This window comes from Desulforhabdus sp. TSK (genome assembly GCF_022836495.1).
Lineage (GTDB): Bacteria > Desulfobacterota > Syntrophobacteria > Syntrophobacterales > Syntrophobacteraceae > Desulforhabdus.
The window spans coordinates 57,358-81,944 of sequence record NZ_BQXM01000021.1; the positions used below are offsets into that span (position 1 = coordinate 57,358).

Genomic DNA, 24,587 nt, shown 5'->3' on the forward strand with positions numbered 1-24,587 from the left:
AACCGCTCCTCCCGTTCTAGAGCTTCACCAGACGGGCGAAAATTTCCGCGGGGGTAATGAGGGTCCCGTCGATCCTGTTCAAAGTCTCGATCCTCGTCATCCCCTGGTTGATGCGTTTGATTTCCCGCGACATCTGCCCCATGTTGAGCTCCGGAACCAGGACTGCCCGCACCTTTCGGAGGAGGGGCTCCATGGTCTGCCGGGGAAAAGGCCAAAGGGTAATGAGCTGTGCCAGTCCGGCTTTGACCCCTCTCTGCCGGGCTTCGCGCACAGCCCGACGCGCCGACCGGGACACGGAGCCATAGGCCACCACGAGGACCTCTGCGTCTTCCGTCGATTCTTCATGAACCATTTGAATGTCGGCAAAGTGTTGATTGATCTTCCTGAAGATCCTGTTCATGAAGGGGACGATCTCATCGGGGCGCTCCGTAGGAAAGCCGCGCACATCGTGGATGAGTCCCGTGACATGATACCGGTATCCCTCTCCGAAGCTGCTCATGGGAGGAACTCCCCGGCTGTTGTTTTCATAGGGGATGTACCAGTCGGGGGGCATGTTGGGGCGGATGCGGTCCAGAACCTCTATTTCGCCTGGATGTGGAAGCCTGATCTTCTCGCGCGTGTGGGCGACGACCTCGTCCGCCAGAATGATAACCGGGGTCCTGTACTTTTCCGAGAGATTGAAGGCCTTGACGGTGATGCTGAAGCAATCCTGAGTGGTAGAGACCGCCAGGACAATGATGGGGTGGTCTCCATGAGTGCCCCATCTGGCCTGCATGACATCGCCCTGGCTCACATGAGTGGGAATCCCCGTGCTGGGGCCTCCTCGCATCACATCCACAATGACGCAGGGCACTTCCGCCACACAGGCGAACCCCAGGTTTTCCTGCATGAGGGAAAATCCCGGCCCGCTGGTGGCCGTCATGGCCTTGACGCCCGCAAGAGACGCTCCAATCACGGCTCCCATGCTGGCGATTTCATCCTCCATCTGGATGAAGGTGCCGTCCACCCCCGGAAGCCGGTAAGACATGGCTTCACTGATCTCTGTCGCCGGCGTTATGGGATAGCCGGCAAAAAATCGGCATCCCGCGGCGAGCGCACCTTCCACGATGGCTTCGTTTCCTTGGAGAAGGACCTGGCGCCCCGCGTTTTTTGTTGCCATGAAACTCTTCGTCTCCTTATTTTAGCTTCTCAGACCTCCGTACAACTCCATCGACTTCAGCCATCGACACAAAAAAGGATGAGCTTCAGTCTTCCTGCGCTGACGGCTTGCCCGCTTTCCGAGCCCGAACACTGATGGCGAAATCGGGGCAGTGCAGCTCGCACCAGCCGCAGCCGGTGCAGCGATCCGGATCTTTTACAAAGGGCGATCCGTCCTGGTCCAGTTCAATGCAGTCGCGTGGACAAAATGCAGCGCATATGCCGCAGGACTTGCACCAGTCCCTGAAAATATCGATGTCGTAGCACTTCCTGCCGGCTGGAGAGGCCGGGGATGATGCATCTTCGCGTTCCGAGGCGGCCTGAGTGCCTTGATCCGGTCCGCCTTTCTTTTCTTCCAGGGGATTCTCGTGGGGCATGCTTTTCCTCGAGCTCTTGGTTTTCATTTGCTTCCAAAGTCCATTAGCCCAATTCGGTATCATTTTCAACCGGCAATTGGCCAATGAGGAGGGCCTTCGGAGGTGCAACTTTTCCAGGCAAAAACCTTCGGCCGGAAAAGATCACTTTCAACGGTCGCTCTCTTACCTTCTGCCGCCCGGTGTGCACATGGGCTTTGAAAAGAGCACACTTTTCCGGTATTTTACAGGCAAGAATCGTTCAACTCTCATGAGAAATGGTCGAGTCCCGGCAGGCGCTGCTGCGGGAAAATGCGGCACGATTCTTTTCTCTGGACTGGTAAGCTCCTTGAATCCAGGAAGGGGCTTGAGAGATGAAGGAAATGAGAATGCTTTTGCCCGCCCGCTCTCATTTGTCAGGCATTTGCAGCGTGATTGTGCTAAAGAACAGGTTCGGTTATCGATGGGACTCTGTATGGCAGCCCCTTTTCAAGGCGTAAAACGTGCAATGACAGAACGAACCGGCGGTGAAAACTCGGTTTTCATCGAAGAAAATGCGCCACGGGACGGGATTCAGAACGAATCGACCCCCTTCACTCTGGACGAACGGGTGGCACTGGTGAATGCTCTGTCCGCATGCGGCTTTCCGCGAATCCAGATCGGCTCCTTCGTCAACCCGGACCGTGTGCCCCAGATGGCCCACACCGAGGAGCTCTTCCACCGCATAGAACATTATCCCGGAGTGACCTATTCGGCTCTGGTGCTCAATGAGAAGGGTTTGGAGCGGGCTCTGGCCTGCCGGATGGAGCATATTTCCGTATTTGTTTCCGCCAGTGAGAGCCACAGCCGAAAGAACAGCAATTGCTCCGTGGACGAATCCCTGAGGCGTTGCAGGGGGCTCGTAGACAAGGCCAAGAGCCATGGGATGAAGGTTCAGGCGGGGGTCATGAACGCTTTCGGATGTCGATTCGAAGGTATGGTTCCCCCTGAGCGCGTTACGGGTATCCTTGAAACATTTCAAGAATGTCAAGTGGATGAGATCAATCTGGCGGATACGGCCGGCCTGGCAAATCCGAAGCAGATCCAGGCATTGATCTCCAGAGTCAGAGGGGTTTGCGATCTTCCTCTGTCTCTGCATCTCCATGATACCTATGGTTTTGCCCTGGCCAATGTTTACGCTGCATGGAGTCTGGGGATCAGCCGATTCGATGCATGCTGCGGCGGGCTCGGAGGATGCCCCTTCATTCCTGGCGCAGCGGGTAATGTGGCTACGGAAGACGTCGTTCATCTGTTTGAATCGATGGGAATTCCCATGGGCGTCTCCCTGGTGCAGGTCGGTAAGATTGTCCTGGATTTGGAGAAGAAGCTTGGCCGTCTCCTGCCCGGTCGGTATGCGCGATCGCTATGTTGCTCCTAGATTTGAGTGCGGCTTAAGGCCGGATGGATGTTCTGAGGTCGGGCGTGCGGCTCAGTTGTCGTTCCGGTATCGTGAATAACCTGACATCAGCTCGAAAATACTTGAAGAAGGGAATGGATTATGAAATCAATTGCAGGGATAATCTTGTCGGTCATGGTCGCTCTGTCCCTCGTATCTTCTTGTGCTACCACTCAGCAGCTGCAATTGAGGTCTGGAGAGTTGAGGCTGATTCGGGTGGATATGCCTGAAGTCATCAGCGAAGATCTTCCCTATGATGTGGTCGTGACGTTTGCAGCGCAGGGCAGACCCGAGATCAAGAGGGCTTGCTTCCGGTGGTTTGCGGAAACGACCAACGTAAAATCACCTTCACTCTATTGTTATGCCACGGAAGTCCAGGACAACGCCCCCATCGGTTCCAGTTGCGCACGGTGGCTGGCTGAAGGAAAATTTTCCGCATCGTCGCCCCTCTTTTGTGCCGGCGTGGTGAGCGTCAATTACGATGAGACTCCCGGAAGGTTCATCGTGAAGATCCAGTCTCGCAACATCCAGCAGGCCTACAATAAGCTCGAGTGCTACGCTGAATATGAAGTCGATGGCGAGATGAGGGAAACCAACAGGGTCAGCGCGAGAGTGAGGGTGGAACAATAGACCGACTCTCGACAGTGCATTTTGAGGGGTGCATTTTGCTGTTCAATGAAGTATGATGATCGCAAAGGCTGTGGTCCCACCGGTGTGGGATCTGGCCGTCTGAACAAGAATATTCTATCTTCCCAGCGCCTTACCGCAATAGAGACAGAATCAATGGGCAGGGTGTCCCTGCTCCAGATCGATCATCCCGGCAGGCCTCCTTCCGGCGGATTTCCTGACCCCCCCGGCGTGGAGACGTGCCTCCTGCGATCGTCCGAAAGACGACGGCAGGCTTTCACGAAGGAACAAAGCGGCGTTCCTGGAAAAGTAAACGCAACGCTTTTTTTTCATAGGAAAAACGGAGGAAGTCATGGCCAGTATATACAAATTCATCGAGTTGGTGGGAACCAGTCCAAACTCCTGGGAGGAAGCAACGAAAAGTGCCGTTGAGACGGCGGCAAAAACCCTCCGCGAATTGAGGGTTGCCGAAGTGAAAGAGCTGGATCTGAACATTGAGAACGGGAAAGTTGTTGCCTATCGAGCGAAAGTGAAAATCTCTTTCAAATATGAAGGCTGATCTTGAGATCTCGCGGCAAGACGCAGCTTCCAGTCGCCACAAACCAATGAACTGAAAACCATCTGGCTGGAATCAGATGGTAGGGCAGTGAGAAGAAATCGTTTCCGTCATACAGCACGGGGGGGTGCTCCTCACTGTGTGTATAAGTGGTACCGTTCCTGCGGTTGTGCGCCGCTTTGTTCCCCTCAACCGCCGAATGTCATGGACCTTTACCGTTTGCCGTCTCCGCCTTTCCGATCGGCAAGAGTCAGCCGGACTTCAGGGAACATCGCTTTCTTCCCAGGAGATGGTTGCCACTTGGGGTATCTCCTTGGTGAGCATGCTCACAATCCGGCCCCAGGCAGCATGCTCCTTGCTGCACAGGCGGAGCCGGTAGGTCACCCTTTGACTGAGTATGTCGTGTTGGTAGTTTATGAAACGGATTTCCACCTCCGGGAACCGGGCCAGTATCTCCTTGATCTGATCGAGTGGTTTGCTCTCACTGGAGCAGGTCAGGCTCAGAATGGTGAAGACATCGTGTGAAAACAGGTGCTTCAGGAAGCGAAGATTGTAGAGGATGATCAGGCTGATCAGTGTCGTTACCACTGCCGGGAGCAGGTAACCGGCGCCGATGGAAAGTCCGATGCCGGTGACCAGCCAAAGACCTGCAGCGGTGGTGAGTCCACGAACGGTTCCCTGTCCCTTGATAATGGCGCCGGCGCCCAGAAAGCCCATACTTGCGATGGCATAGGAGGCAATGCGGCCCGGATCCACTCGTACCACGGAATTCATGTCGAGATGCTGGAAAGCTTGTTCCATATGCAGTGAGAGCATCATCATGAGGCAGGATCCCATGGCCACCAGCAGGTTGGTTCGTAATCCCGCGGCCTGCCCGTGGGCTTCCCGCTCAAAGCCGATGGATGCTCCCAAAAAGGCTGCGAGCAGCAATTTCGCAAGCTGCATCAAAAACTCATGCCAATCGATCATACCTTATCCTGCTCACACTCTGAGCCGCCACGGCTGCAGAAAGAGCATGCCGCTTTGTTCGCCCACAGCACGGCCAGGGCTTTGGCGGGTTCCTTGTTGATGCATCGAAAACTGTGGCTGACGTCCGATTCAATGTAAATGGCATCCCCGGTGTTCAGTACTTCAATGCGGTCTACCGTCCGAAACTCCAGGGTTCCCTCCAGCACATAGATGAATTCTTCGCCATCATGGCTTGTAAAGACCATTTCATCGGATTCCTGGACAGGAAATTCGATGAGATACGGATCCATCTTCTTGTGGGCTTTTTTCGTCTCCAAGGAAAAATACGTATATCCGACCTCACCTTTTTCCTGGTGAGGGCGTTTTTCGATGCGCCGACTTTCTGCCTGTCGGGTTATGGCGATCTTGTCGTTGTCGATCTCATCCTCGAAGAAATAATTCATGCCGACATCCAATCCTCTGGCCAGCTTGAGCAATGTCGCGACGGGGGGCACCACGTGGTTGTTTTCGATCTGGGAGAGGAATGGCTTTGAAAGGCCTGTCTTGGAGGCGAGATCTTGCAGTGTGTAACGATTTTTCTGCCGGAGCTCACGCACCTTGTTTCCTATCTTGAAGGCCCTAACAGCTAAATTGATGTCCATATCAACATTCTGTGTCATGTCATCTCCTCAGAGCCCGTGAGATCAGCTTCCGACAAGTATTCTGCCTCATGATATCCACGTTTACCTACGCTAAATTTTGACTCTTGTAAACTATGTTTTCTAATACAAAAAGAGAAATAACCGCTGAGCGCCCCGTACAAGGAGAATCCATTGGAAGGGCTATCGATGGCCCCAGCCTTGGAAGGCACGCGTTTTCATCGGTGGAGCGGCATGCACAACGGCAATACCGCAGAAGAGGCTCCTGTTGGAGTTGCACGGGAGGTTGAGGCGAGCCGAAGGCTGGATGGATGAGGGAATCGACGGGCTGGAAGAGAGATACCCCAAATATACCTGTCTGAACGGCACTGGACGAAACCTGTGGACTGTGCCAGGGGGCTCGCCCGGCAATGTTGTTGAATGAACCAACTTTCGTCACTCCGGCGAAAGCCGGAATCCAGGAAAATAGAGACATTCTGGACCCCGGTTTCCAACGGGGTGACGTGAATTCAACAGCATTGGCTCGCCCGGTGCCGGATGTGCATCAGTACCTGTCGTAGTGGGTGAACTCGCTGACCTCTCTGCGCTTGGGGGCGCCGGTTCCCTTGGCGGGATACCCTGTGGGGATAAGGCTCACCAGTTCGATCCCCTCCGGGATTTGAAGGACTGCTTTCGCTTTGTCGTGATCGAACAACCCCGCGATGACCGTCCCCAACCCCAGGGCGTGGGCCGTCAAGCAGAGGCTCTGGGTGGCAAGACCCACATCATACATGAACCAGTCGCCGAACTTGGTGGTGACTTCTCCCTTGTAATATCCTGACGACTGCAGTTTGCCGCATATGCCTATGACGATGGGTACCTCAACAATGGCGCGGGTTGCAGGATTGCCCTTGCCCATGGTTTCCTGGAGCTTTTTTTTGATCTCGAGGTCCTTGACAACAATCACCTCCCAGCACTGGGTATTGGCCCAGGACGGCGACCAGCGCACCGCTTCCAGAAGCTGTGCCAGGATCTCCTGGGGGACTTCTCGGTCCTCAAAATTTCGGATACTGCGTCTAGTCTTGATGATGTCCAATACGTTTTCCATGACTTTTCCTCCTGAAACTGATGAACGGTGAAATCCAGCGTCGCATTTGAAGAAACAGCCTTCTCGTGTCGTTTTATGATTCCACAGGTTGTTGCAATGAGCAAGCAGAAGGTGAGAGTCCGATCTCCTGCATCAAGACCTGCAGCTCTTTCCAGTTCCAGGGAGGGCGGAAGGAATCTTCCGGGATGGAGGGCCAGGGCCAGCCGCAGGGATGCGGAGACTCTATGGACAGTTCTGACTTGAGGGTGGGATGGATCAGGGTCAATCGGTGGGCCATGAGGGCGATCTGCTTATCAGGCAGGGGAAAAGGGGCGCCATAGCGGAGGTCGCCCCATACGGGATGCCCCAATTGGGCCATCTGGATCCGTATCTGGTGGTGCCGACCGGTTTCCAGCTGGATCTCCACGAGGCTGCTGGAGGACGAGGCATCGAGCACGCGATAAGACAGGCGTGCTTCCCGTGTCTGGTGTGTGGGCCTGGCATGAATGACACTGGAGCGTTCCGGACGTCGCTCGATGTGATGGATCAGTCGCCCCGACGATTCTTTCAAGTGGCCATGAACGACTGCCAGATAGCGCTTTTGAATCGTTCCAGAACGGAACTGTTCGCTCAGGCGTCCGGCGGCCTTGGACGTCCGCCCGAAGAGAAGAGCTCCCGCTACAGGCCGGTCGAGGCGGTGAACCAGGGCCAAAAATACCTCTCCGGGTTTTTGATAACGCATCTTGAGCCAGGCTTTGGCCAGATCCAGCAGTGAAACCTCCCCCGTCCGATCCCCTTGAACAAGGAGTCCCGCTGGTTTATAAAGGGCGAGCAAATGGTTGTCCTCATAAAGTACGGGCCATAAAGGGTGGTAGAAGTAATTGTCCTTCATCCCTATTTCCCTCATCGTGAACATCTGAGCCTTCATCCCGGTTTTTCCTGCACACGGGATTGAATTCAAGCGGAAACAAAACGTGCGATCCCCCAAAGACCCTTTCGGAACATCAAACCGACATCCCGGCATCTCTGAAATGGCCGCCCTGTTGACGTCGGCCGATATCCATCTGCCTCAGGAAGGGCTCGATCAGCTCTGGAAATACCACCAATTGCTGCGCCGTTACAACCCTGAACTGAATCTCACGCGCATCCACAATTTTGCCAATATGGTGGTGAAACTGTATATCGATTCCATCCTTCCGGGAAAGCTGGTGGACTTGCCTTCCCCTCTCCTGGACCTTGGCACTGGGCCGGGAATGCCCGGAGTTCCCCTCAAAATAGCCTTTCCCCACTTGACTGTGCTCCTGGCGGAGAGCCGGCAGAAGCGTGTGGAGTTCTTGAAGACGGTAGTGGAGGAACTGAGGCTGGAAGGAATGGAGGTCATAGGCGAGGGCATATCGACACGCTTCGAGCGGCCTGTGGGGGGAGTCATCACACGGGCGGTGGAGAACATGGGAGCGACTCTGGAAAGGGTGGGGGGATGCCTGTCCAGGGGGGGGCTGGTCATTTTCATGAAAGGCCCGCACTGTGACGACGAGGTTCAGGCGGCCCTGGAACATTGGCATGAGGGATACCGCATGCTGCGCGACCTGCCTTACCGCCTTCCAGGGACACCTCATGAACGGCGTCTTGTCGTCTTCCAGCGCCTTGGAGAACCTCTCGCCGCCAGAAAGGCTCGATCAATGGCTCTGCACACGTTCAAAGACATCGCAAGTCTTGAGAACCCTCTTTTTAAGGAAATGAAGAAGCTCCTCACCAGTCGGGGAATCAGGAAGCAGAACAAGGCCCTGGTATCGGGAAGCAAGCAGGTGTCGGAAATTCTGGCCCATTTTCCCGAGCGCTGTGAAGCATGGATCACCAGTGGTGAAGCAGACCTGCCGCCGTCGGAAAGCCCGCTGCACCTCGCCTGGTATCGCTTGGCGCCGCAGTTGTTCCGCATGCTGGATGTTTTCGGTACGGAGAGGCCCCTGTTACTCATTCGCGTCGATCCCATCACACCCTGGGACCCTGCCCTTGGACTTCCCAGCGGGTGCAGCCTCATGATTCCGTTCCAGGACCCGGAAAATGTCGGTGCAGTCATGCGCTCGGCGGCGGCATTTGGAGTTCACCAGGTGATCCTTCTTGCGGAAAGTGCCCACCCGTACCACCCCAAAGCTCTGAGGGCTTCCGGCGGGACCGCACTGCGCGTGAAGATGATGGCGGGGCCGAGTCTGGACGAAATTCCTGAAGACCTGCCTGTCATTCCACTTTCTGCAGAGGGGAAAGCTGTTTCGAAAATGGAATTTCCCGAGAGTTTTGCTTTCCTGCCTGGAATGGAGGGGCCTGGCTTGCCCGAGCGGTTTCGGCGAAGGGCCGTTTCCATTCCCATAAACGAAGGGGTGGAATCGCTCAATGCCGCAACAGCGACAGCCATCGCTCTCTACGTTTGGTCTGAGTGGCTGAAAAGAGGGGCTTGAACGCAGGAAGAGAATGACGGGGAAGATGCAGCTTGAGGGCTCCGGACGAGAGTCAGGGGGCGGCCCTCCTCCGAAGCCTTAAGAAATTTGGGTCAATGGGTGACTTGTCGAGCTCCTCCCCGGCACGAAAGTGGGCCAGGGGGAGCGGACAATGACCTACTGATTTTTTTCCACGGGGATGATCCTGAGGGTGACGCGGCGGTTCAGCTGGCGTCCGGCCTCTGTGTTGTTGGATGCGATGGGTTCGGCTTCACCGTAACCGCGGGCCGAGATTCTCCCCGGGTCAACGCCGCGGTCCACCAGGGCATTCTTTACAGAAAAGGCCCGATCCTCGGAGAGTCTGAGATTGTGTTCTTCCGAGCCTGTACTGTCAGTGAAGCCATCGACCCTCACTCGCGTCTCGGGATAGCGGTTCAAGATGTCGGCAACCTGTTCGATGTCTGCATTGGCGCCTGGTTTCAGGCGGGCGGAATTGACATCAAACATGACATCGGACTTGAAGGTGACGAGGAGCTCGTTCTGCTGACGCTCGACCGTTGCTCCTTGAGTATCTGCAAGGGAGCGCTGTAGCTCGGCCTGCTGCTTGTCCATATAGGTCCCGATCCAACCCCCGGCGAGCCCGCCAACGACGGCTCCGGCAGCAGCCCCCAGGAGTGTGGATTTGGTGTCACGGCCGATGACCTGTCCAAGAATCGCACCGGTGGCGGCGCCGACACCTGTGCCGGTAGCAGCTCCCTTTTGTGTGCCTGTCATGGGTGTTGCACAAGCGGATAAGCCGAAAGCGATGATGACGAACAACAGGATGTAACTTTTTCTCATGGTTATTTTCCTCCTCGGGTGTCGCTGATTGAAATAGAGTCATGCAATGGTTCACGGCTGTAGTGTTTCCGCATGAGTACAACTAACAAATATACGTCAAAAACGCAAGACATGGAAATTACTGACTGCTCGCGGATCAAAAAGTCTGGAGCGTTTAACAGGGATTCATCCTTCGGTTGATGGACATGAGAGTTGGGAACGGGTGAATGAATAATCGGGGGTAGTGGGAACTTGCGGCATTTAGACGTTAATCTGCGGAGACCCCAAAAAAAGAGCTCATTCCAAGTGGAATGAGCTCTTTTCTAGATCTGAGAAAGCGTTGCGTGATCCGTCTTCAAGGACTGACAGGACAGGATCAGGCAACCTCCTCCTTGACGGAAACGGCAACCTTATAAAGGATGGTGAGAACAAGCATTCCTGTTGCCCAAACCCCAAAGGCGATGGTGAGCTCCGGGATGCTGGGGGCATATTCCCGAACCTGATCAAAGGGGTTGGGAATGAAACCTGCGACCACCAGGCCAAGACCCTTTTCCAGCCACATGGAGAAGAAGACGCAGACGCAGGCAATCTTGAGGGTCTTCTCATCGTTGCGGGTCTTGGGATTGAGAAGGAGAGCCACAGCCGCGATGGCGAGAATCACGAAAGCCCACATGAAGGGAACCAGCTTTCCGTGGCCTTCCAGTCCGACAAAAAGGTATTGCAGCGCATGCTTGTGCGAAGGAATGTTGCTGTAAAACGCCGTAAAAAACTCGAGACCCACGAAGAAGATGCTGATGAGCATGGCATAGGTCACGATTTGTGACAATTTGTCGATGGCTTCCTTGCCGGGGTCAAACTTGCTGTACTTCTTGACGATGAAGGCCAGCAGGATCAGGAGGGAAGGACCTGACGCGAAGGCGGAGGCGAGAAATCGTGCGGCCATGATCGCCGTCAACCAGTAGTGTCTTCCCGGCAGACCGGCGTACAGGAATGCCGTTACGGTGTGAATACTGACAGCCCAGGGAATGGACGTGTAGATGAGGGGCTTCACCCAGCTGGGGTAATGGACCCCCTTGCGCTCGGCCTCCAGCACATTCCACCCGATAACGATGTTCAGGAACAGATAACCGTTCAGAACGATCATATCCCAGAACAGGATGGAGTTGGGGGTGGGGTAGAGCAGCACGTTCATGAGACGCATGGGTTTACCAAGGTCGACAATGATGAAGAGCAGGCAGATTGTGACCGAGGCAACCGCCAGGAACTCCCCGAGTATGGTGATTCGGCCGAATACCTTCACGTTATGAAGGTAGTAGGGGAGAACCACCATCACGGCTGAAGCCGCCACACCGACAAAGAACGTAAACTGAGCGATGTAGAATCCCCAGGAAACATCCCGGCTCATGCCTGTGACGGTCAAACCATTGCTCAACTGGTAAAGGTAGGCGGCAAAGCCCATGCCGACGAAAACAAGCAGAAACATCAGCCATCTATAGTATCTTTGACTTCCAGTCAGTGCCCTCTCAAGCATAACGTACCCCTTATATGATGTAATAAACGTTGGGCCCTGTGCCAAGCTCGGGTTTACGCACGATGGTGTAGTGAGACGCCAGCAGCTTGCGGACGGTAGACTTGGGATCCTCCAGATCTCCAAACGCCAGCGCGCCATTCTTGCATGATTCCACGCAGGAAGGCATCAGGCCTTCGGCCAGGCGCTCCGCGCAGAAGTTGCACTTCTCAACGACACCGCGCTCCCGAGTGGGAAACGTGGGATTGAGCTCGGTCTTGATATAGGGACGGGGGTCTCTGAAATTGAAGCTACGGGAGCCGTAGGGGCATCCAGCCATGCAGAAACGGCATCCGATGCAGCGGTGGTAGTCCATCATGACAATCCCGTCCGCTCTCTTGAAGGTCGCCTTGGTGGGGCAGACCCTCACGCAGGGGGGATTGGTGCAATGGTTGCACAGATTCATGAAGGGCTTGTCCTTGATGTTTTCCACGTTGAACTCGTTGGTCTGGCCCGGAAATGTATTTTCATAATGTTCCTGCCAAATCCACTTGACTTCTTCTTTCACAGTGCCGATGTCGGGAACGTTGTGGAAAACGTGGCACGCGTTGATGCAATCATGGCAGCCCTTTTCGGACTTTTCCCAGCACTTCTTCATATCGACGACCATCGCCCACTTTTTCCCGGCCAGCTCCTTGGGGTTAGCCAGGAAGTTGGGGAGCGCGGCCTTGGCAAGCGCATCAGCAACCGGCAAAGCTCCTAGCCCCAACGCACAGATTCCGCTGACTTTTAAGAAGCTTCTTCTGTTACTTTCCATTACTTGTTCTCCTTCGGGGCAATGTGGCAGGTCCAGCAGTAAGGGGTTGAATTCAACTTGAGTCCAGCATAGTTATGGCAAGCATCACAAAACTGAGTTTTGTTCGAATGGCATTTCATGCATTCGTTCTGCAAGCTCATATTATATTCCTTGCCGTCCGGGGCCACATAAACTCTTTTATCGAAGCGCACGACCTGGGTTCGCCAGTCGTTGAGAATCTGCATGTGCTCCGTTCTCATCTGCGCTGCGGGTAGAACGCATTGCTTTTGGGCCAACTTTTGAATCGCGGGCGTATCCAGCTTGGGCTGCGGGACCGGAGCCGCCTTCCCCATGTTGTACCAGAGGGGAAAGGTGATCAGGCCAAGAAAGATGATAAGCCCGGGGATGATTTGTTTGGCATTATACATCTTCATTCTCTATATCCTCCATTCCTGCAAGGGGTTCGCCGCGGAGGTCGGTCGTCCTTTCCGTTTCACCCTCCATCACCAGAGCGTTGCCCACCAGTTCATGTACACCTGTCACGCCTACGCCCGGGACCCAGTAATCCATGAGGGGCGTCAGTACGGCACGGTCGATGGCGCAAATGGTTGAAAGCATGTTGACACCGTACTTGTCGTGGACATGCCGCACAGCATTGGCACGGGGCAGGCCGCCTCGCATGCGCATTTCCATGAATTCATCCGTGTTCAGACCGGAACCGCTGCCGCAACAGAATGTTTGCTCGCGAATGGTGTTGGGAGGCATGTCATGGAAATTGTTGCAGACGTTCTGAATGACATAACGCGGCTCATCAAAGAAACCCATGCCCCGAGCTGGATTGCAAGAGTCATGATAGGTCACGTTGTGGTGATCATTGCGGCTCGGATCCAACTTGAGCTTGCCGTTCTTGATGAGGTCCGCAGTGAATTCCACGATGTGGATCATCTTTGTGGATCTGGCATTCTCGAAAACTGTGCCGGTGATGGGAGAGACGGGAACCTCCAGGAAATCCGCCGGGCCGTTCATGGTGTCCATATACTGGTTGACGACACGCCACATGTGACCGCACTCGCCGCCGATGATGTACTTGACGCCCAGGCGCTTGGCTTCCGCGTACATCTTGGCGTTGAGTTTTTTCATGGTGTCATGGTTGGTGAAGAGGCCGAAGTTGCCGCCTTCCGAAGCATAGGTGCTCCAGGTGTAATCCAGACCTATCTCATGGAAGAGCATCAGGTAGCCCATCAGGGTGTACGTACCGGGATCGGCGAAGACGTCACCCGAGGGCGTGATGAAAAGAATCTCGGCGCCCTTGCGGTTGAAGGTCGGCTCGACGCGGACGCCGTTGACGGCTTCGATCTCATCCACGAAGAACTCGATCATGTCCTTGAAGGCATGGGGCTGGATTCCCAGGTGGTTGCCGTTCATGAAACAGTTGGCGGCGGGACCCACCACCCAGTCGATATTGAGACCGAGGAGGTTGAGGAGCTCGCGCCCTATGATGGTGATTTCAGCCGTGTCGATACCGTAGGGGCAGAAAACGGAACAGCGGCGACACTCGGTACACTGAAAGAAGTAGTAAAACCATTCTTTGACGACGTCTTCCGTCAGCTCACGGGCGCCGGCAATTTTTCCCAGGACCTTACCGGCCGTGGTGAATTCCTTGCGGTAAATGGAGCGCAGAAGCTCGGCGCGCAGCACGGGCATGTTCTTGGGGTCGCCGGAGCCGATGTAGAAATGACATTTATCGGCGCACGCTCCGCACCGGACACAGACATCCATGAAAATTCTGAGAGAGCGGTATTTGTCCAGGCAATCGCGGAGTCCTTCGAAGATGATCTCCTTCCAGTTGGAGGGGAGCTTCCAGTCTTCGTCGGGTGGGTTCCATTCCCTGGCGTGGGGAAGCTGCAGCACATCGAGGTTCTTGGCTTTGCCAGGATAGCACCAGGTACCCGGCCTGAAATCGGGCTTGGTATCCATCCATTCCGCTTTGGGAAGCGCATAATCCAACAGTAGCTCGCTTGGTTTGGGGACCTTTGCCATTTTCTATTTTACTCCTTTTCCACAGGTAATCCGGCCTCTATCATTTTTTCTCTGAAGTGGTCTTCATACTCTTCGTAAGTGTGGGTTTTTACAGGGTAGTTCCAAGGGTTGATGTGTCGGATGATGCGGCTGTCGTTCGGCATGTTCCTCGTGGGGCTCAGGAAAACGCCGCCAAGGTGCATGAGCTTGCTGAACGGGAAATAGATGAAGAGGGTGCAAATCAGGAAAAGATGGATGAAGAAGAGTACACCGATCCCTTCGGGAATGACGGGATGGAATGTCACGATCCCCAGGGCCAGTTCTTTGACTTTAAGGATATCCACTTTGGTGAAATAGCGCATGAGGATGCCGCTGAGTCCCAGCGCCAGGAGCAGGAACAAAGGGAAATAGTCTGCAGGCAGCGATATGTAGCGCACCTGCGGGATGACAACCCTCCGAAGGAAGAGGAATGTTACCGCGGCGATGAAAACGAGGTCAGAGATGTAAAGCCCGGGAAGACCGATCTGCAGCATGCCGTCCACACTGTCCAGAGCGTGCACGAATCCGGGGACGGGCTCAGTGAAGAATCTCAAGTGCCTCACAAAAATCACCAGGAAGGAATAATGAAACAGGATGGCAAAAAGCCAGAGCCATTTTTCCCACTGGTAGGCCAGCTTGGGTCCGTCATATTTCTCGAGCTTGGTGTTGCGGAAAAGGGAGCGGAAAAGGAGCACTTCGAGAATCATGCGGCCCACGACTCCGGCAGGAGTCGAGGGGTTGTCGAGCTTGCTATGCTTGATCCAAGGCAGGGATTTCTGCTGTCCCGCAGTGGTGGGAATGCTGAAGGGAACCGGTGTGCGTGCCCACTTGAGTATGCGAAATGTAAATCCCCCTATGAATGTGAAGATGGCGATGTAGGGAATGACGACCCCGAAAAAATAAGTCAAACCAGCCGCCTTCACTCCCAAAAAAACCGCCAAGACTAGCGCAACAACTGAGAGTAAGGAAAACTTGATGCCCATTTAACAATCCCTCGTTTGAAAAAGTTAGGTTATTGGAGTGCTGCCTTTTTTGAATTCCGACTCATGCTCAGGAATCTCCGCCAACAGGTTGGCCCGTTGCAGGAGTCTGAACGATCTATTCTTGATCTCGGCTATTCGCACTTCACACAACTTCTCGCGGCATTCCATATAAATGTTGAAAGCGAGCAGCGCCAAACTGTCGATCTGGGTCTCCAGCGCCAATAATTCCTGGGGGGATATTCCTTCATCGGTATGGGCATCCCCCAGAACGTCTCGGAAGATCTTCTTCAAGAGGAAAATGAAAGCCACAGCCTGCGAGGGTGAAAAATCCTGGATCGCTCGAATGCGGATGATCTGGTCCAAATGCGGTTGGACCTTCTCAGGAGCCAGCCCCCCTGCCAGTTCATCGTAAATTCCCTCCATCCCCTGGGATAGATTGTGTCCCACAGGATTGGCGAACTGGTTCTTTTCCTTCTTAAGAAGTCTCGTGGTTTCCGGTGGATAAGCGTCCACCACGGCGTCAAACCACCTCTTGAGGACGGTGGTTCTCGACTCTGTTAAAAATTTCTCAAGACTCATACCCAATTTGCCCTTCGTCCACCCCTGCGGGTGCCCTCAAAAAACGCTGATGGAAATGAACTCTCAAATCAAGAACGATCTATCCCCTCCTCTCGCCTGAAGTGATACTTATGCCAGAGCCCCTCTCTTTTTGCCTACAGGTCTAACGATGCCAATCGATTGACGAAAGCTAGTGTAACCTTGTGAATGTGCGAACGTTAAACTAATTACCATACTGTGTCAAGAGCCAATGGGACGTCGGGTTAGAAAGTTAAAACAACGATTGGACGGGATAAACACACCTCTCGGAGGGGCTGATATCCTCCCGAAGAAGGCTCGAAGACGTTTGCTCGATCGATCCCTATGGAATGGAATATAACACTCTGTAATCTCACCTGATTTAGTTAAAAAGTCGTGAGCGGCTCATTCTGTGGGCCAGGGCAGGATGAAAATGGGTTGCTTTTTGGGCATCCCGACTTAAGGTTATTTCGCGAAATGTGTTGCTGAGAACAAAACCAGAGGGCAGGGGAAGAGCACATGATCAAATACCATGGGATCCACCACTTGGCGATGGCCACCCGCGATATGGATCGAACCATTCGGTTTTGGCGAGATCTGTTGGAAATGCGTCTTGTCATCGGGATGGGACGCTCCGGTTACCGTCATTATTTTTTTGAGGTGTCACCCGACACACTGCTGACATTTTTTGAATGGCCTGATGTAGAGCCCGTTCCCGAGAAGGACCATGGCTATCCAGTAAAAGGCCCCTTCATCTTCGATCATGTTTCCTTTGCCGTGGATTCCGAAGATACGGTCTGGATGCTGCGGGACCGGCTCGATGCCGCTGGATATTGGGTTTCGGATATGATCGATCATGGGTTCATCCGTTCCGTGTATGCGTTCGATCCCAATGGGATTCCCATCGAATTCAGCTGCGCTGTCGCAGGCTTCGACATTCGCAAAAACCCGGTCAATACCGACTCGCATCCCTCGGAAATCATAGAGGAAGGCCCTGAGCCTCAGCCAGGGAATTGGCCGCCTGTCGAAAGAGCCACTCCGCCGGAAGAGCGGGACATTTTTCCGGGAGAGGGCTTGGAGTTGTTCGATGGAATAAAGAAAAACATCTGGGAGAAAGCTCTGAAATCCCCTTGAGGATGTTTGGAATCCTCATCAGGTATGGATTCAGCGTCAAGATGAGGCCGGGGCGCGATGCCCGGTCATTGGCACCGTGTCGTCATCCCCAAAGGGGAAATTCTGGAGAGATTGCATGCAGGATGGTCATCGGGAAAAACTGGAAAACAGGCTGGTTCCACTCCAATTGTACAAACTGACACCCAAAACCAACTGTGGCGAATGTGGCTTCGCCACCTGCCTGGCATTTGCGACTCAGGTCATCGTGGGGCAGGGGGATCTGGGTGCGTGCCCCTACCTGGATGAGGAAGCCCTCCAGCCTTTTCAGGCTCAACTGGAAGACCAGCACAAGGCTGGCATCGGATTGAAGCGTGAGGGTTTCGAGAAAGCCCTCACCTTTCTCCGGGGAGAAATCAAGAAATGGAATTTTGCTGACATTGCTGAGAGCCTTGGGGCCCGGCTTACGGCAGAGAGAAAAGAAACTGGGCTGGAGCTCAGCTACCTCGGCCGTCCAGTGAGGGTCACCTCTGACGACATCACCAGTGCAGTCGGGGACGAGCTCAGTCCCTGGGAGAAAATCTTCCTCTATAATTACGTCATCGGAGGGGCCGTCGCTCCTTCGGGGTCCTGGGTCGGGATGGAGAGCTTTCCCAATTCCATCTCGAAAATCAAAAGCCTCAAAGAGCATTGTGAAATGCGGCTGGCCGATTCCTTCGCCGGAAAGATGTCGGGCCTGCCCGCTCTGGTGGCTCCTTTGGGGCGGAATGTTTCCCATGAGCATGAAGACGTGGATTTTGCAGCAGAATTCCAAATCCTTCCCCGGCTTACGATCCGTATCCTGTGGTGGGATGAAGAGCCCGCAGAGGGGTTCGAAGCGAAAACGAAGTTCCTGTTCGATGCCAATGCATTGAGCACCCTCGATCTCGAATCGCTCCTCTTTGCCTGTGAACAGGTGACGGACAGGCTGCTCGATCGCCTTCACGAATAGAACCTTTCCACTGGATCCTAACACCACACCGACGCTTCATTGCTTCCCCACCCTCTCTGCCTGAGGAACAGAGAGGGTGGGCTGTGCACATCCGCTCCTACCCTCCTTGCTCAATCTCCTTGAGCCAGTCATCGAAGGCCATGCGAATTCTCTCACCGGTGCCCTCGCGATCGGCGGCCTTCCTGGCTCTTGACCGGGGTTTTGCCACCTGCTTGTCTTCAGCGGCTTCCACGATGATGTTCAAAACCTGCTCCAACAGGACAGCGATCCAGTCTGCATCGTCCTCCCCCCCGGGACAGTGCTCACTGAGCTCCGCCACAATGTTCTCAATCATGATGGTGTACACGGACTCCTTCCAGTTGTAGAGCGCCTGGTAGTCCTTTTCCGTTTTGGCCATCTCGGGAATGTCATTGTATTTGGATGCGCCATACTTGGCGGAGGTTCCAATCCAGATGAATTCAAAGTCTGCCAGGGCATTGAGTCGCTCGGTGAGGTCTTTGGCATAGAAGAATTCATGGGCCGCCGCACTGAGCATCTTGACTTCCTGGTCCGAATCGAATTTGAAGAGATTCCTCAGACGGTTCCATTCCACGACTCTCTGGGTGAGGGATGTTCTGCGCTTTTTGTTTTCCTCTTCCACTGCATCCAACAATTTCAAGATGTCGTCAGGTATTTTGGTGCTCATTGTATCCTCCGGTCGAACCGCTGGGGTGATGGCTGCGGCGCCCTCGAACAATGCCGTATGTGAAGGCAAAGAATGCAAAAAAGCATCGATCGGGCTTTCGTGCTCACCGCCGTCCGGTGCTCGGCGCATGTGCTGCGGCATGTCAGCGCATTGCACTGATGGAGCCGGCTGTCCCACAACGTTCGTATTGATTGTCCTGTATCATTCCATATGTATACTGCGCGCTTTCATGGTGGGGTATTAATACGGCTTTTGGCGATGTCTGTCTAGCCGTTAGCTGAAAGAAATGGGCCGGGAGTCAGGAGGACGTTGGGGTGGAGAACCTCTGTCCGCCAAGGAAGGTTGAAGGCTGCGGGGAGATGCTGTAATTTATGGCGGAGGCTTACTACGGCGTGAATTTGAGCCGCAATCCCGAGGATACATGACAGGAGATAGAGGTGGAGACAATACCGGATGATCAGGCCCGTGCAGGAATGAAAAAGGACATTATGGGTTATTTCACCATCATCGCTTCGCCCATCGGCTTGGACAAACTGCCCATGGAACTGCTCAGGGAATTGCATGCCATCATGCGAAAAGCCGCCATCTGGTCCAAGTCCTACAATGCGGACACGCTGGAGGACTGACCGGAGCAGTGATTTTCCACCGCGGCGAGGAGCGTCTCCACATCAAATGCCTTGCTCCTTCGTGTGAAATAGCCGATGTCCATGGCGGCGTATTTTCTGTAGAGCTTTTCGCGACTGCTGAGCAGCTCTGCATAGCAGCGGGTCAGAGCTGCTTCCCTGGTTTCGGAGTGCGCCATTTGAAAGAGCTCCCGCCAGAGGAGCGGGGTGGGGTGGGCGACGTAGGCCTTGAACATCAGCTCCTGCACTTCCGGGGGATTGGAAAGATGGATGATCGTCGTGCGGCGGTGCAGCTCTTCCAGGATGGCATCTCCCGTGTAGACAACGCTCCCGGTGGTGTCGACCACAATGTTTTCATCGCTCTCCTTTGTGTTGCGGAGGTAATCCAGGATCTCCCGAACCACTTCTACCTCACAGGCCAGGTACTGAGCTTCGCGAGTCCTGTAACCCGGCTCATAGGGAAATCCCATCCATTTCCCCATTTCAACCGGAGACCCGTCCGCTGCCGTCAATTGTGACCGAAGCTTTTGGGCGATCAGTGCGTCACAGCAGAATCGCTTGAAGCCATGCTCGGCGAGTTTTTGAGACCAGTAGGATTTGCCGGAGCCCGACATGCCCATCAAGGAGAGACGCATGGGGCAAAAAGACTTGGCGGCCTGGGGATGGAGCTCTTCCATGGGAATTTTTTCTTTTCCCCATGGAGCCCCATTCGTGGGAACCGAGCTCCATGAGGTGCTTTCTTGAGGTTGGATTCCCTCGGGATGCGGGACTATTTCTTTTTCTGCTTCTGCTGGCCGACGCGGACTTTCGTTTCCGTGGATTTGACTTCCACCTTCATGTGCGTCGCCGAGGGGCAGATTCCCATTCTCCACTTGGCTGCCGGAGTCGTCCAGATGCGGCATCTTTCTTCAATGACGTTGCCGCAGCCGCTGCACTTTTCGACGATGGGCTTCCATTCCATTTGTTCCATTCCTAGACCTCCCATGAGTATTTACCTTGACTGCCAATGCGAGCGTATGCTCTCAAAACCAGAGTTCGCGGGAATCCGCTTCGTCTCAAAATCAATGATACTATCCGAACTTTCGGGAGTAATAACACATTGTTTGTGCAACGGAAGCTCCGCGGGTCGGCTTATTTTTGTGCCGCTCAACCAAACGACGAAGTATAAAATGCAAAAAAAATATTGTCAAATCGACAGGAGCCTGTTGAGCAAGAATTCTTGCAGTCCCGGGCTTGAGCCTTATTGATTGCGTCATTCCGGCATGCTTTTCCTGTGAAAATGCCGTCATTAAGTCTTTTCATCCTTCCTTGTGACCGCTCGGTCATGGGGGTTAGCCGGAATCCACCCCCACGGCAAATTCTCCGGGTCTCGGCTTACACCGGTCTGACGGCATGAAGAGCCAAAAAATATGTGCTCAGATGCTCAAGTGAAAGCGTAGCCTCGGGAATGGGGTCCAATAACTGCCCCCGGATTTCCCGGGGGCAGCGAAAGCATGGCAGGCTTTAGAGGGCGGGGGATCGTGGTTTGGCGAAGGAGCGATCTCTATCCTTCAATCTGCAGGCTGAGATCGTAGAGTGCGTCCACCAGGCCGTCCACCTGGGCTCGGTTGTGGAAGATATGGGTGGAAATGCGCAGTGCGTATGTCGGCTTCGTGTCCCCTGCATGGAGGTGAAAATCCGTGTAGCGAACCTGGTACCCGGCTTCGCTTTCCAGGCGTGCCACGAGGGCCTGGATTTTGTCTCCAGCCTCGAGGTTCGCAAAGGGATTGAAGGACGTGAGGCCCGTGCTGAACTCGGGGATGTCGGGCGCGAAGAATGTGCCGGCTTCCCCGTACTTTTGCGCGAGGCTTTTTTTCAAGTAAGAGCTCAGAGAGCAAACATATTCCTCGATCTTCTCACGACCGATTTCCTCCCACATTTTGCAGGCGTCCACCATGGCCAGGTGTGCCGACACATCCATCTGTCCCCGGTACTGCATGGCCATGCCGATATCGTATTTGCTACGGTCATTTTTGACAGGCTGTGCAACGAAAGTGTAGGTGGAAGCATTCTGGGTCCAGAATTCGGGCAGGTCGTCTCCATGGTTGCGCAGATACAGGATGCCCGTCCCTCCGGGGCCGCATTGCCACTTGTGGCCCGGACCCGCATAGAAATCGCATCCCATGTCGTGAAAATCGAGCTTCAACATTCCGGGGCCGTGCGCCCCATCCACGATGGAGATCAAACCGTTTTCCCGTGCCAGCGTGCAGAGCGCTTTGGCGGGCAGGCGAGTCCCCGTCTTGTAGGTGATGTGGGAAAAAAGGATGGCTTTGGTATTTTTGGTGATGTTACGGGCGAACAGATCCACGAACTGATCCTCGCTCGCTGTATCGAGGACGGGAATCTCCAGTTCTGTAACCTTAACCTTGTAGCGGTCTCGGAGCACATTGAGGGGCGAAAGGGCAGCAATGTGCTCGTGGTGCGTCGTCAGGATTTCGTCCCCCTCCTGGAAGTTCAAACCGAAAAGGATGGCATCCATTCCATCCGTTGTGTTGCGGGACAAGCAAATTTCATCCGCGTTGCAGCCAAATTGGGCAGCCAGCTCTGCGCGCTGCGCCGGCAAGCCGAAATCCGCCCCCAGCTCCGCTTCGAAGGTTCGGGGATGAAATGCGGCGAGCTCATTGTATTTCTGATAATTTTTCAGAATCTGCTGCGGCATGGATCCCGTGGTCCCGATGTTCATGTAGACAACCTTGGGATCGATGATGAATTGTTTTTGCACCCCTTTCCAGAAAACTTTGTTGGGAAGGCTGGCGTCCAGGGACAGAAGCTTGGAGGGGGCGGCTCCTGCTCCTTTGGGGAACGACACTCCGGCAGCCCCAGCAGCCGCTGCAATTCCCGCGAGCTTGAAAAAGCCCCGCCGGGAGATCCCGTTTTGAGAGACAGGTTGTGTTTGGTTGAGGGATTCGCTTCCTGTTTCATGTTTGTTGCAATGCAGATCGTTCACGTTGAATTCCTCCCTGATGCATGGAAATAGAGCAGACCTTGTTGTGATGTTTGAGTATTCTGTGCCATCGGACGATAGTTTCTCTGGAAATGTATACTGGTAAAAAAGAGAGTTTGAGATGGAATAAAGCTAAATTTGGCTTCTATTGACCATTTAAAGCCAAATATTCATGATTTTCTCTTTTGTATGATCACGCAAAGAATATCGGGTTAGTTCCATCAGAACTTTAGAAAAATTTCAGGGATACTTTTCATGAGGATTCTCAAGGGGTGAAGTCCTGGCGCAGCCCCTATCTCGGGGGCGGAGTTGGTGGTCGGAGAGTATTTCCAGGGAGAATGATGGGTATTTATGGATTTAAAAGTCGTTTGGGGGTGTGCCCACTGCCGGAGGCAAATATTTTGATGGTTTCGCAAACGTCGACCGACTGTTTTATGGCCTGTCAAGGAAACATGGAATGAACACGAGAAAAGGACGTTAATGAAATGAGGGCTCTTCTGATGCTGGGTTTGGCTTTGATTTTGACGGCAGGTGCCGCCTTTGCCGAAGGAGGCAACAATCAAGGAACGACAGGATCCGGAAGCACCTATACGGGCTCCGGTTCCCAGGGTTCGGCGTCTCAACCGCGTACGGGCCGATGAATTGGTTCGGATCTGTGTGGAAGGGGGCCACCCGAGGCGGACGGCGGCCACCTCCCGTCCCCTCCTCCAATGAAACGAAGAGCCATATTTGAATAGAGCAGAGAGCTCCATTTTTTACTCTATTCTGTGAATCTCTAACAGAAAAGCAAATGGACCATAATGATTCTCGACAAAAATTCCTGCAGCCGGATCATCGAAAATCTGCATGATGGGTTGTATTGGGTCGACCGGGACAGGATCATTCAATACTGGAGCAGGGCTGCGGAAAAAATTTCGGGGTATGCGGCCGCCGAAGTCGTGGGCAGATCCTGTTCCGACAACATTCTGACCCATGTGGACCATGACGGAAACAGTCTCTGCTGTGGACTCTGTCCTCTGGCTGCGACTATCGGCGACGGTGTCACCCGTGAAGCCGAGGTTTTCATGCATCATAAGCACGGGCACAGGGTTCCTGTCTCCGTTCGTGTCAGCACGCTCACCGATGAGGATGGAATCGTGATCGGCGGCGTGGAACTTTTCACCGACCTCAGCAACCTCAAGGCCATCGAGGTGAAGGTCAAAGAACTTGAAGAAATGGCCATGCTTGACGGTCTCACGCGCCTGCCCAACCGAAGCTGCATCGAAAAGGAGCTCCTGGTTCGCTTCGAGGAGCGCAAGCGTTTCAATACCCGTTTTGGCATCCTCTTTATGGACATTGATCACTTCAAAATTTTCAACGATACGCACGGCCACGATGTGGGGGATCAGGTTTTGAGATTTGTTGCGGATACTATCGTCAATAACTCGAGAGCGTTCGATGCGGTCGGCCGATGGGGTGGAGAGGAGTTCCTCGGGATCATACGGAATGTGACTCCGCCGCAGCTCAAAGACCTGGGCAACCGGTTCCGACTTCTCATAGAAAACTCCTACATCTGCCAGGATGAAGATCGGTTGCATGTCACCATTTCCACGGGAGCAACGAACGTGCGGGATGATGACACGCTGGATACTCTTTTAAAGAGAGCGGATACGCTCCTCTACGATAGCAAGAGGGCTGGCAGGAATTGCCTGACATTGGGCTGAAAAACTGACTTGAGGATGAGGAACTGAATTTTCTACACTCTGGTTCCTTCCCGTGCTGGGGAGGCCCGGCCACTCCGCTCCGGGGACGTGGATTGTCCTGGAGACCTTCCCGATTGGCAAGACCATGCCCACGCAGTCCCCACACTATTGACTCCCCGCCTTCAGGTCATTACACTCAATTCACTGTTTGTTTCATTGATATTGAGCCGCAAGCATAACTTGCATAGGAATATAGACTGCGGCAAAGCTGCAAGAACAAAATTGCACATTTTCTTCAGGATGTTTCACTCTTAATCTGCATATACAATCTCCTCTGCTCCGTGCAGCGCTTTTTCCATCTGATCCTGTTTATCCTAGGGCGTCCAAAAATGGCCTCTGAGGGCCGGTTTTAGTGCTCGGGATTTGGCCCCAGAAGTAGTGGACAGGTTGTGTCCACAGTAGTACGATAACCTGGATTCTATCATCCATAATCCAGGGGGT

25 protein-coding genes are annotated in these 24,587 nt (G+C 54.0%); 8 read left to right on the forward strand and 17 right to left on the reverse strand.

Going from position 1 to position 24,587, the window contains the following annotated elements:
• Window positions 1–16: 16 nt before the first annotated feature.
• Entirely contained in the window at window positions 17–1,159 is a 1,143-nt protein-coding gene (locus MWC30_RS13420; protein ID WP_244084703.1) for a 2-oxoacid:acceptor oxidoreductase subunit alpha, read from the reverse strand.
• An 85-nt stretch (window positions 1,160–1,244) separates the two neighbouring features.
• The gene (locus tag MWC30_RS13425) at window positions 1,245–1,574 is read right to left on the reverse strand and encodes a ferredoxin family protein (RefSeq protein WP_244084704.1); all 330 of its coding nucleotides are present in this window, start codon (window positions 1,572–1,574) and stop codon (window positions 1,245–1,247) included.
• Window positions 1,575–2,058: 484 nt separating this feature from the next.
• Between MWC30_RS13425 and MWC30_RS13430 the strand changes: the two genes are divergently transcribed.
• From MWC30_RS13430 to MWC30_RS13440, 3 genes are all read left to right on the forward strand, one after another.
• Window positions 2,059–2,967: a hydroxymethylglutaryl-CoA lyase gene (locus tag MWC30_RS13430; protein WP_244084705.1), complete on the forward strand. Its 909-nt coding sequence runs from the start codon at window positions 2,059–2,061 to the stop codon at window positions 2,965–2,967.
• A gap of 120 nt (window positions 2,968–3,087) precedes the next feature.
• Complete coding sequence (locus tag MWC30_RS13435) at window positions 3,088–3,615, forward strand: hypothetical protein (RefSeq protein ID WP_244084706.1); 528 nt, start codon at window positions 3,088–3,090, stop codon at window positions 3,613–3,615.
• Between the two features lie 349 nt (window positions 3,616–3,964).
• The gene (locus tag MWC30_RS13440; protein ID WP_244084707.1) at window positions 3,965–4,171 is read left to right on the forward strand and encodes a dodecin family protein; all 207 of its coding nucleotides are present in this window, start codon (window positions 3,965–3,967) and stop codon (window positions 4,169–4,171) included.
• A 258-nt stretch (window positions 4,172–4,429) separates the two neighbouring features.
• Here the strand turns inward: MWC30_RS13440 and MWC30_RS13445 are convergent, their stop codons facing one another.
• The 4 genes from MWC30_RS13445 to MWC30_RS13460 form a co-directional block, all read right to left on the reverse strand.
• The gene (locus MWC30_RS13445) at window positions 4,430–5,137 is read right to left on the reverse strand and encodes an MgtC/SapB family protein (RefSeq protein WP_244084708.1); all 708 of its coding nucleotides are present in this window, start codon (window positions 5,135–5,137) and stop codon (window positions 4,430–4,432) included.
• Entirely contained in the window at window positions 5,134–5,796 is a 663-nt protein-coding gene (locus tag MWC30_RS13450) for a helix-turn-helix domain-containing protein (protein WP_244084709.1), read from the reverse strand. The genes MWC30_RS13445 and MWC30_RS13450 overlap by 4 nt, the downstream gene beginning before the upstream one ends.
• 523 nt (window positions 5,797–6,319) lie before the next feature.
• On the reverse strand, window positions 6,320–6,862 hold the full coding sequence (locus tag MWC30_RS13455) for a nitroreductase family protein (RefSeq protein WP_244084710.1): 543 nt from the start codon (window positions 6,860–6,862) through the stop codon (window positions 6,320–6,322).
• Between the two features lie 73 nt (window positions 6,863–6,935).
• Window positions 6,936–7,733, reverse strand: coding sequence for an RluA family pseudouridine synthase (locus MWC30_RS13460; protein WP_244084711.1), 798 nt, complete (start codon window positions 7,731–7,733; stop codon window positions 6,936–6,938).
• Window positions 7,734–7,815: 82 nt separating this feature from the next.
• Here MWC30_RS13460 and rsmG point away from each other — a divergent pair, with 82 nt between their 5' ends.
• Complete coding sequence (rsmG, locus tag MWC30_RS13465) at window positions 7,816–9,294, forward strand: 16S rRNA (guanine(527)-N(7))-methyltransferase RsmG (RefSeq protein ID WP_244084712.1); 1,479 nt, start codon at window positions 7,816–7,818, stop codon at window positions 9,292–9,294.
• Between the two features lie 156 nt (window positions 9,295–9,450).
• Here the strand turns inward: rsmG and MWC30_RS13470 are convergent, their stop codons facing one another.
• From MWC30_RS13470 to MWC30_RS13500, 7 genes are all read right to left on the reverse strand, one after another.
• Window positions 9,451–10,113 (reverse strand): OmpA family protein, encoded by a 663-nt coding sequence (locus tag MWC30_RS13470; protein WP_244084713.1) that lies wholly within the window; start codon window positions 10,111–10,113, stop codon window positions 9,451–9,453.
• Window positions 10,114–10,468: 355 nt separating this feature from the next.
• The gene (gene dsrP / locus MWC30_RS13475; protein WP_368860849.1) at window positions 10,469–11,623 is read right to left on the reverse strand and encodes a sulfate reduction electron transfer complex DsrMKJOP subunit DsrP; all 1,155 of its coding nucleotides are present in this window, start codon (window positions 11,621–11,623) and stop codon (window positions 10,469–10,471) included.
• 10 nt (window positions 11,624–11,633) lie between these two features.
• Window positions 11,634–12,416, reverse strand: a complete 783-nt coding sequence (gene dsrO, locus MWC30_RS13480) for a sulfate reduction electron transfer complex DsrMKJOP subunit DsrO (RefSeq protein WP_244084715.1) — start codon at window positions 12,414–12,416, stop codon at window positions 11,634–11,636.
• Window positions 12,416–12,823: a sulfate reduction electron transfer complex DsrMKJOP subunit DsrJ gene (dsrJ, locus tag MWC30_RS13485; protein WP_368860852.1), complete on the reverse strand. Its 408-nt coding sequence runs from the start codon at window positions 12,821–12,823 to the stop codon at window positions 12,416–12,418. The genes dsrO and dsrJ overlap by 1 nt, the downstream gene beginning before the upstream one ends.
• The gene (dsrK, locus tag MWC30_RS13490; RefSeq protein WP_244084717.1) at window positions 12,816–14,435 is read right to left on the reverse strand and encodes a sulfate reduction electron transfer complex DsrMKJOP subunit DsrK; all 1,620 of its coding nucleotides are present in this window, start codon (window positions 14,433–14,435) and stop codon (window positions 12,816–12,818) included. Before dsrK ends, dsrJ begins: the two co-directional genes overlap by 8 nt.
• Before the next feature lie 8 nt (window positions 14,436–14,443).
• Window positions 14,444–15,436 (reverse strand): sulfate reduction electron transfer complex DsrMKJOP subunit DsrM, encoded by a 993-nt coding sequence (dsrM, locus tag MWC30_RS13495; protein WP_256461256.1) that lies wholly within the window; start codon window positions 15,434–15,436, stop codon window positions 14,444–14,446.
• Window positions 15,437–15,460: 24 nt separating this feature from the next.
• Complete coding sequence (locus MWC30_RS13500) at window positions 15,461–16,015, reverse strand: RsbRD N-terminal domain-containing protein (protein ID WP_244084719.1); 555 nt, start codon at window positions 16,013–16,015, stop codon at window positions 15,461–15,463.
• A gap of 516 nt (window positions 16,016–16,531) precedes the next feature.
• Here MWC30_RS13500 and MWC30_RS13505 point away from each other — a divergent pair.
• Window positions 16,532–17,146, forward strand: coding sequence for a VOC family protein (locus tag MWC30_RS13505; protein WP_244084720.1), 615 nt, complete (start codon window positions 16,532–16,534; stop codon window positions 17,144–17,146).
• Between the two features lie 115 nt (window positions 17,147–17,261).
• Complete coding sequence (locus MWC30_RS13510) at window positions 17,262–18,113, forward strand: DUF3786 domain-containing protein (protein ID WP_244084721.1); 852 nt, start codon at window positions 17,262–17,264, stop codon at window positions 18,111–18,113.
• Window positions 18,114–18,210: 97 nt separating this feature from the next.
• Here the strand turns inward: MWC30_RS13510 and MWC30_RS13515 are convergent, their stop codons facing one another.
• Window positions 18,211–18,798 carry a hypothetical protein gene (locus MWC30_RS13515; protein WP_244084722.1) on the reverse strand — a complete coding sequence of 196 codons (588 nt, stop codon included), beginning with the start codon at window positions 18,796–18,798 and terminating at the stop codon, window positions 18,211–18,213.
• 437 nt (window positions 18,799–19,235) lie between these two features.
• On the opposite strand from MWC30_RS13515, the gene MWC30_RS13520 reads away from it, so the two are divergent.
• Window positions 19,236–19,424: a hypothetical protein gene (locus MWC30_RS13520; RefSeq protein ID WP_244084723.1), complete on the forward strand. Its 189-nt coding sequence runs from the start codon at window positions 19,236–19,238 to the stop codon at window positions 19,422–19,424.
• On the opposite strand, the gene MWC30_RS13525 is transcribed toward MWC30_RS13520, so the two are convergent.
• The 3 genes from MWC30_RS13525 to MWC30_RS13535 all read right to left on the reverse strand — a co-directional run bounded on the left by MWC30_RS13525 (window position 19,397) and on the right by MWC30_RS13535 (window position 22,407).
• A complete protein-coding gene (locus MWC30_RS13525; protein ID WP_244084724.1) occupies window positions 19,397–20,098 on the reverse strand; it encodes a shikimate kinase in 702 nt (233 codons plus the stop codon). The two genes, MWC30_RS13520 and MWC30_RS13525, sit on opposite strands and share 28 nt — an antisense overlap.
• Window positions 20,099–20,190: 92 nt before the next feature.
• The gene (locus tag MWC30_RS13530; protein ID WP_244084725.1) at window positions 20,191–20,391 is read right to left on the reverse strand and encodes a PxxKW family cysteine-rich protein; all 201 of its coding nucleotides are present in this window, start codon (window positions 20,389–20,391) and stop codon (window positions 20,191–20,193) included.
• 573 nt (window positions 20,392–20,964) lie between these two features.
• Window positions 20,965–22,407, reverse strand: coding sequence for an aminotransferase class V-fold PLP-dependent enzyme (locus MWC30_RS13535; protein WP_244084726.1), 1,443 nt, complete (start codon window positions 22,405–22,407; stop codon window positions 20,965–20,967).
• A gap of 797 nt (window positions 22,408–23,204) precedes the next feature.
• On the opposite strand from MWC30_RS13535, the gene MWC30_RS13540 reads away from it, so the two are divergent.
• Window positions 23,205–24,107 (forward strand): sensor domain-containing diguanylate cyclase, encoded by a 903-nt coding sequence (locus tag MWC30_RS13540; protein ID WP_244084727.1) that lies wholly within the window; start codon window positions 23,205–23,207, stop codon window positions 24,105–24,107.
• Window positions 24,108–24,587: the final 480 nt, after the last annotated feature.

What these genes read in the sequence shown, in the direction of transcription:
- MWC30_RS13530 (WP_244084725.1), bottom strand. Translation starts at nt 20,391, where the DNA reads ATGGAACAAATGGAATGGAAGCCCATCGTCGAAAAGTGCAGCGGCTGC.
- MWC30_RS13500 (WP_244084719.1), bottom strand. Translation starts at nt 16,015, where the DNA reads ATGAGTCTTGAGAAATTTTTAACAGAGTCGAGAACCACCGTCCTCAAG.
- MWC30_RS13435 (WP_244084706.1), top strand. Translation starts at nt 3,088, where the DNA reads ATGAAATCAATTGCAGGGATAATCTTGTCGGTCATGGTCGCTCTGTCC.
- MWC30_RS13525 (WP_244084724.1), bottom strand. Translation starts at nt 20,098, where the DNA reads ATGGAAGAGCTCCATCCCCAGGCCGCCAAGTCTTTTTGCCCCATGCGT.
- MWC30_RS13470 (WP_244084713.1), bottom strand. Translation starts at nt 10,113, where the DNA reads ATGAGAAAAAGTTACATCCTGTTGTTCGTCATCATCGCTTTCGGCTTA.
- dsrJ (WP_368860852.1), bottom strand. Translation starts at nt 12,823, where the DNA reads ATGTATAATGCCAAACAAATCATCCCCGGGCTTATCATCTTTCTTGGC.
- MWC30_RS13455 (WP_244084710.1), bottom strand. Translation starts at nt 6,862, where the DNA reads ATGGAAAACGTATTGGACATCATCAAGACTAGACGCAGTATCCGAAAT.
- MWC30_RS13420 (WP_244084703.1), bottom strand. Translation starts at nt 1,159, where the DNA reads ATGGCAACAAAAAACGCGGGGCGCCAGGTCCTTCTCCAAGGAAACGAA.
- MWC30_RS13425 (WP_244084704.1), bottom strand. Translation starts at nt 1,574, where the DNA reads ATGCCCCACGAGAATCCCCTGGAAGAAAAGAAAGGCGGACCGGATCAA.
- dsrP (WP_368860849.1), bottom strand. Translation starts at nt 11,623, where the DNA reads ATGCTTGAGAGGGCACTGACTGGAAGTCAAAGATACTATAGATGGCTG.
- MWC30_RS13440 (WP_244084707.1), top strand. Translation starts at nt 3,965, where the DNA reads ATGGCCAGTATATACAAATTCATCGAGTTGGTGGGAACCAGTCCAAAC.
- dsrO (WP_244084715.1), bottom strand. Translation starts at nt 12,416, where the DNA reads ATGGAAAGTAACAGAAGAAGCTTCTTAAAAGTCAGCGGAATCTGTGCG.
- MWC30_RS13515 (WP_244084722.1), bottom strand. Translation starts at nt 18,798, where the DNA reads ATGAGCACCAAAATACCTGACGACATCTTGAAATTGTTGGATGCAGTG.
- MWC30_RS13540 (WP_244084727.1), top strand. Translation starts at nt 23,205, where the DNA reads ATGATTCTCGACAAAAATTCCTGCAGCCGGATCATCGAAAATCTGCAT.
- MWC30_RS13445 (WP_244084708.1), bottom strand. Translation starts at nt 5,137, where the DNA reads ATGATCGATTGGCATGAGTTTTTGATGCAGCTTGCGAAATTGCTGCTC.
- MWC30_RS13430 (WP_244084705.1), top strand. Translation starts at nt 2,059, where the DNA reads ATGACAGAACGAACCGGCGGTGAAAACTCGGTTTTCATCGAAGAAAAT.
- MWC30_RS13505 (WP_244084720.1), top strand. Translation starts at nt 16,532, where the DNA reads ATGATCAAATACCATGGGATCCACCACTTGGCGATGGCCACCCGCGAT.
- dsrM (WP_256461256.1), bottom strand. Translation starts at nt 15,436, where the DNA reads ATGGGCATCAAGTTTTCCTTACTCTCAGTTGTTGCGCTAGTCTTGGCG.
- MWC30_RS13510 (WP_244084721.1), top strand. Translation starts at nt 17,262, where the DNA reads ATGCAGGATGGTCATCGGGAAAAACTGGAAAACAGGCTGGTTCCACTC.
- dsrK (WP_244084717.1), bottom strand. Translation starts at nt 14,435, where the DNA reads ATGGCAAAGGTCCCCAAACCAAGCGAGCTACTGTTGGATTATGCGCTT.
- MWC30_RS13460 (WP_244084711.1), bottom strand. Translation starts at nt 7,733, where the DNA reads ATGAAGGACAATTACTTCTACCACCCTTTATGGCCCGTACTTTATGAG.
- MWC30_RS13450 (WP_244084709.1), bottom strand. Translation starts at nt 5,796, where the DNA reads ATGACACAGAATGTTGATATGGACATCAATTTAGCTGTTAGGGCCTTC.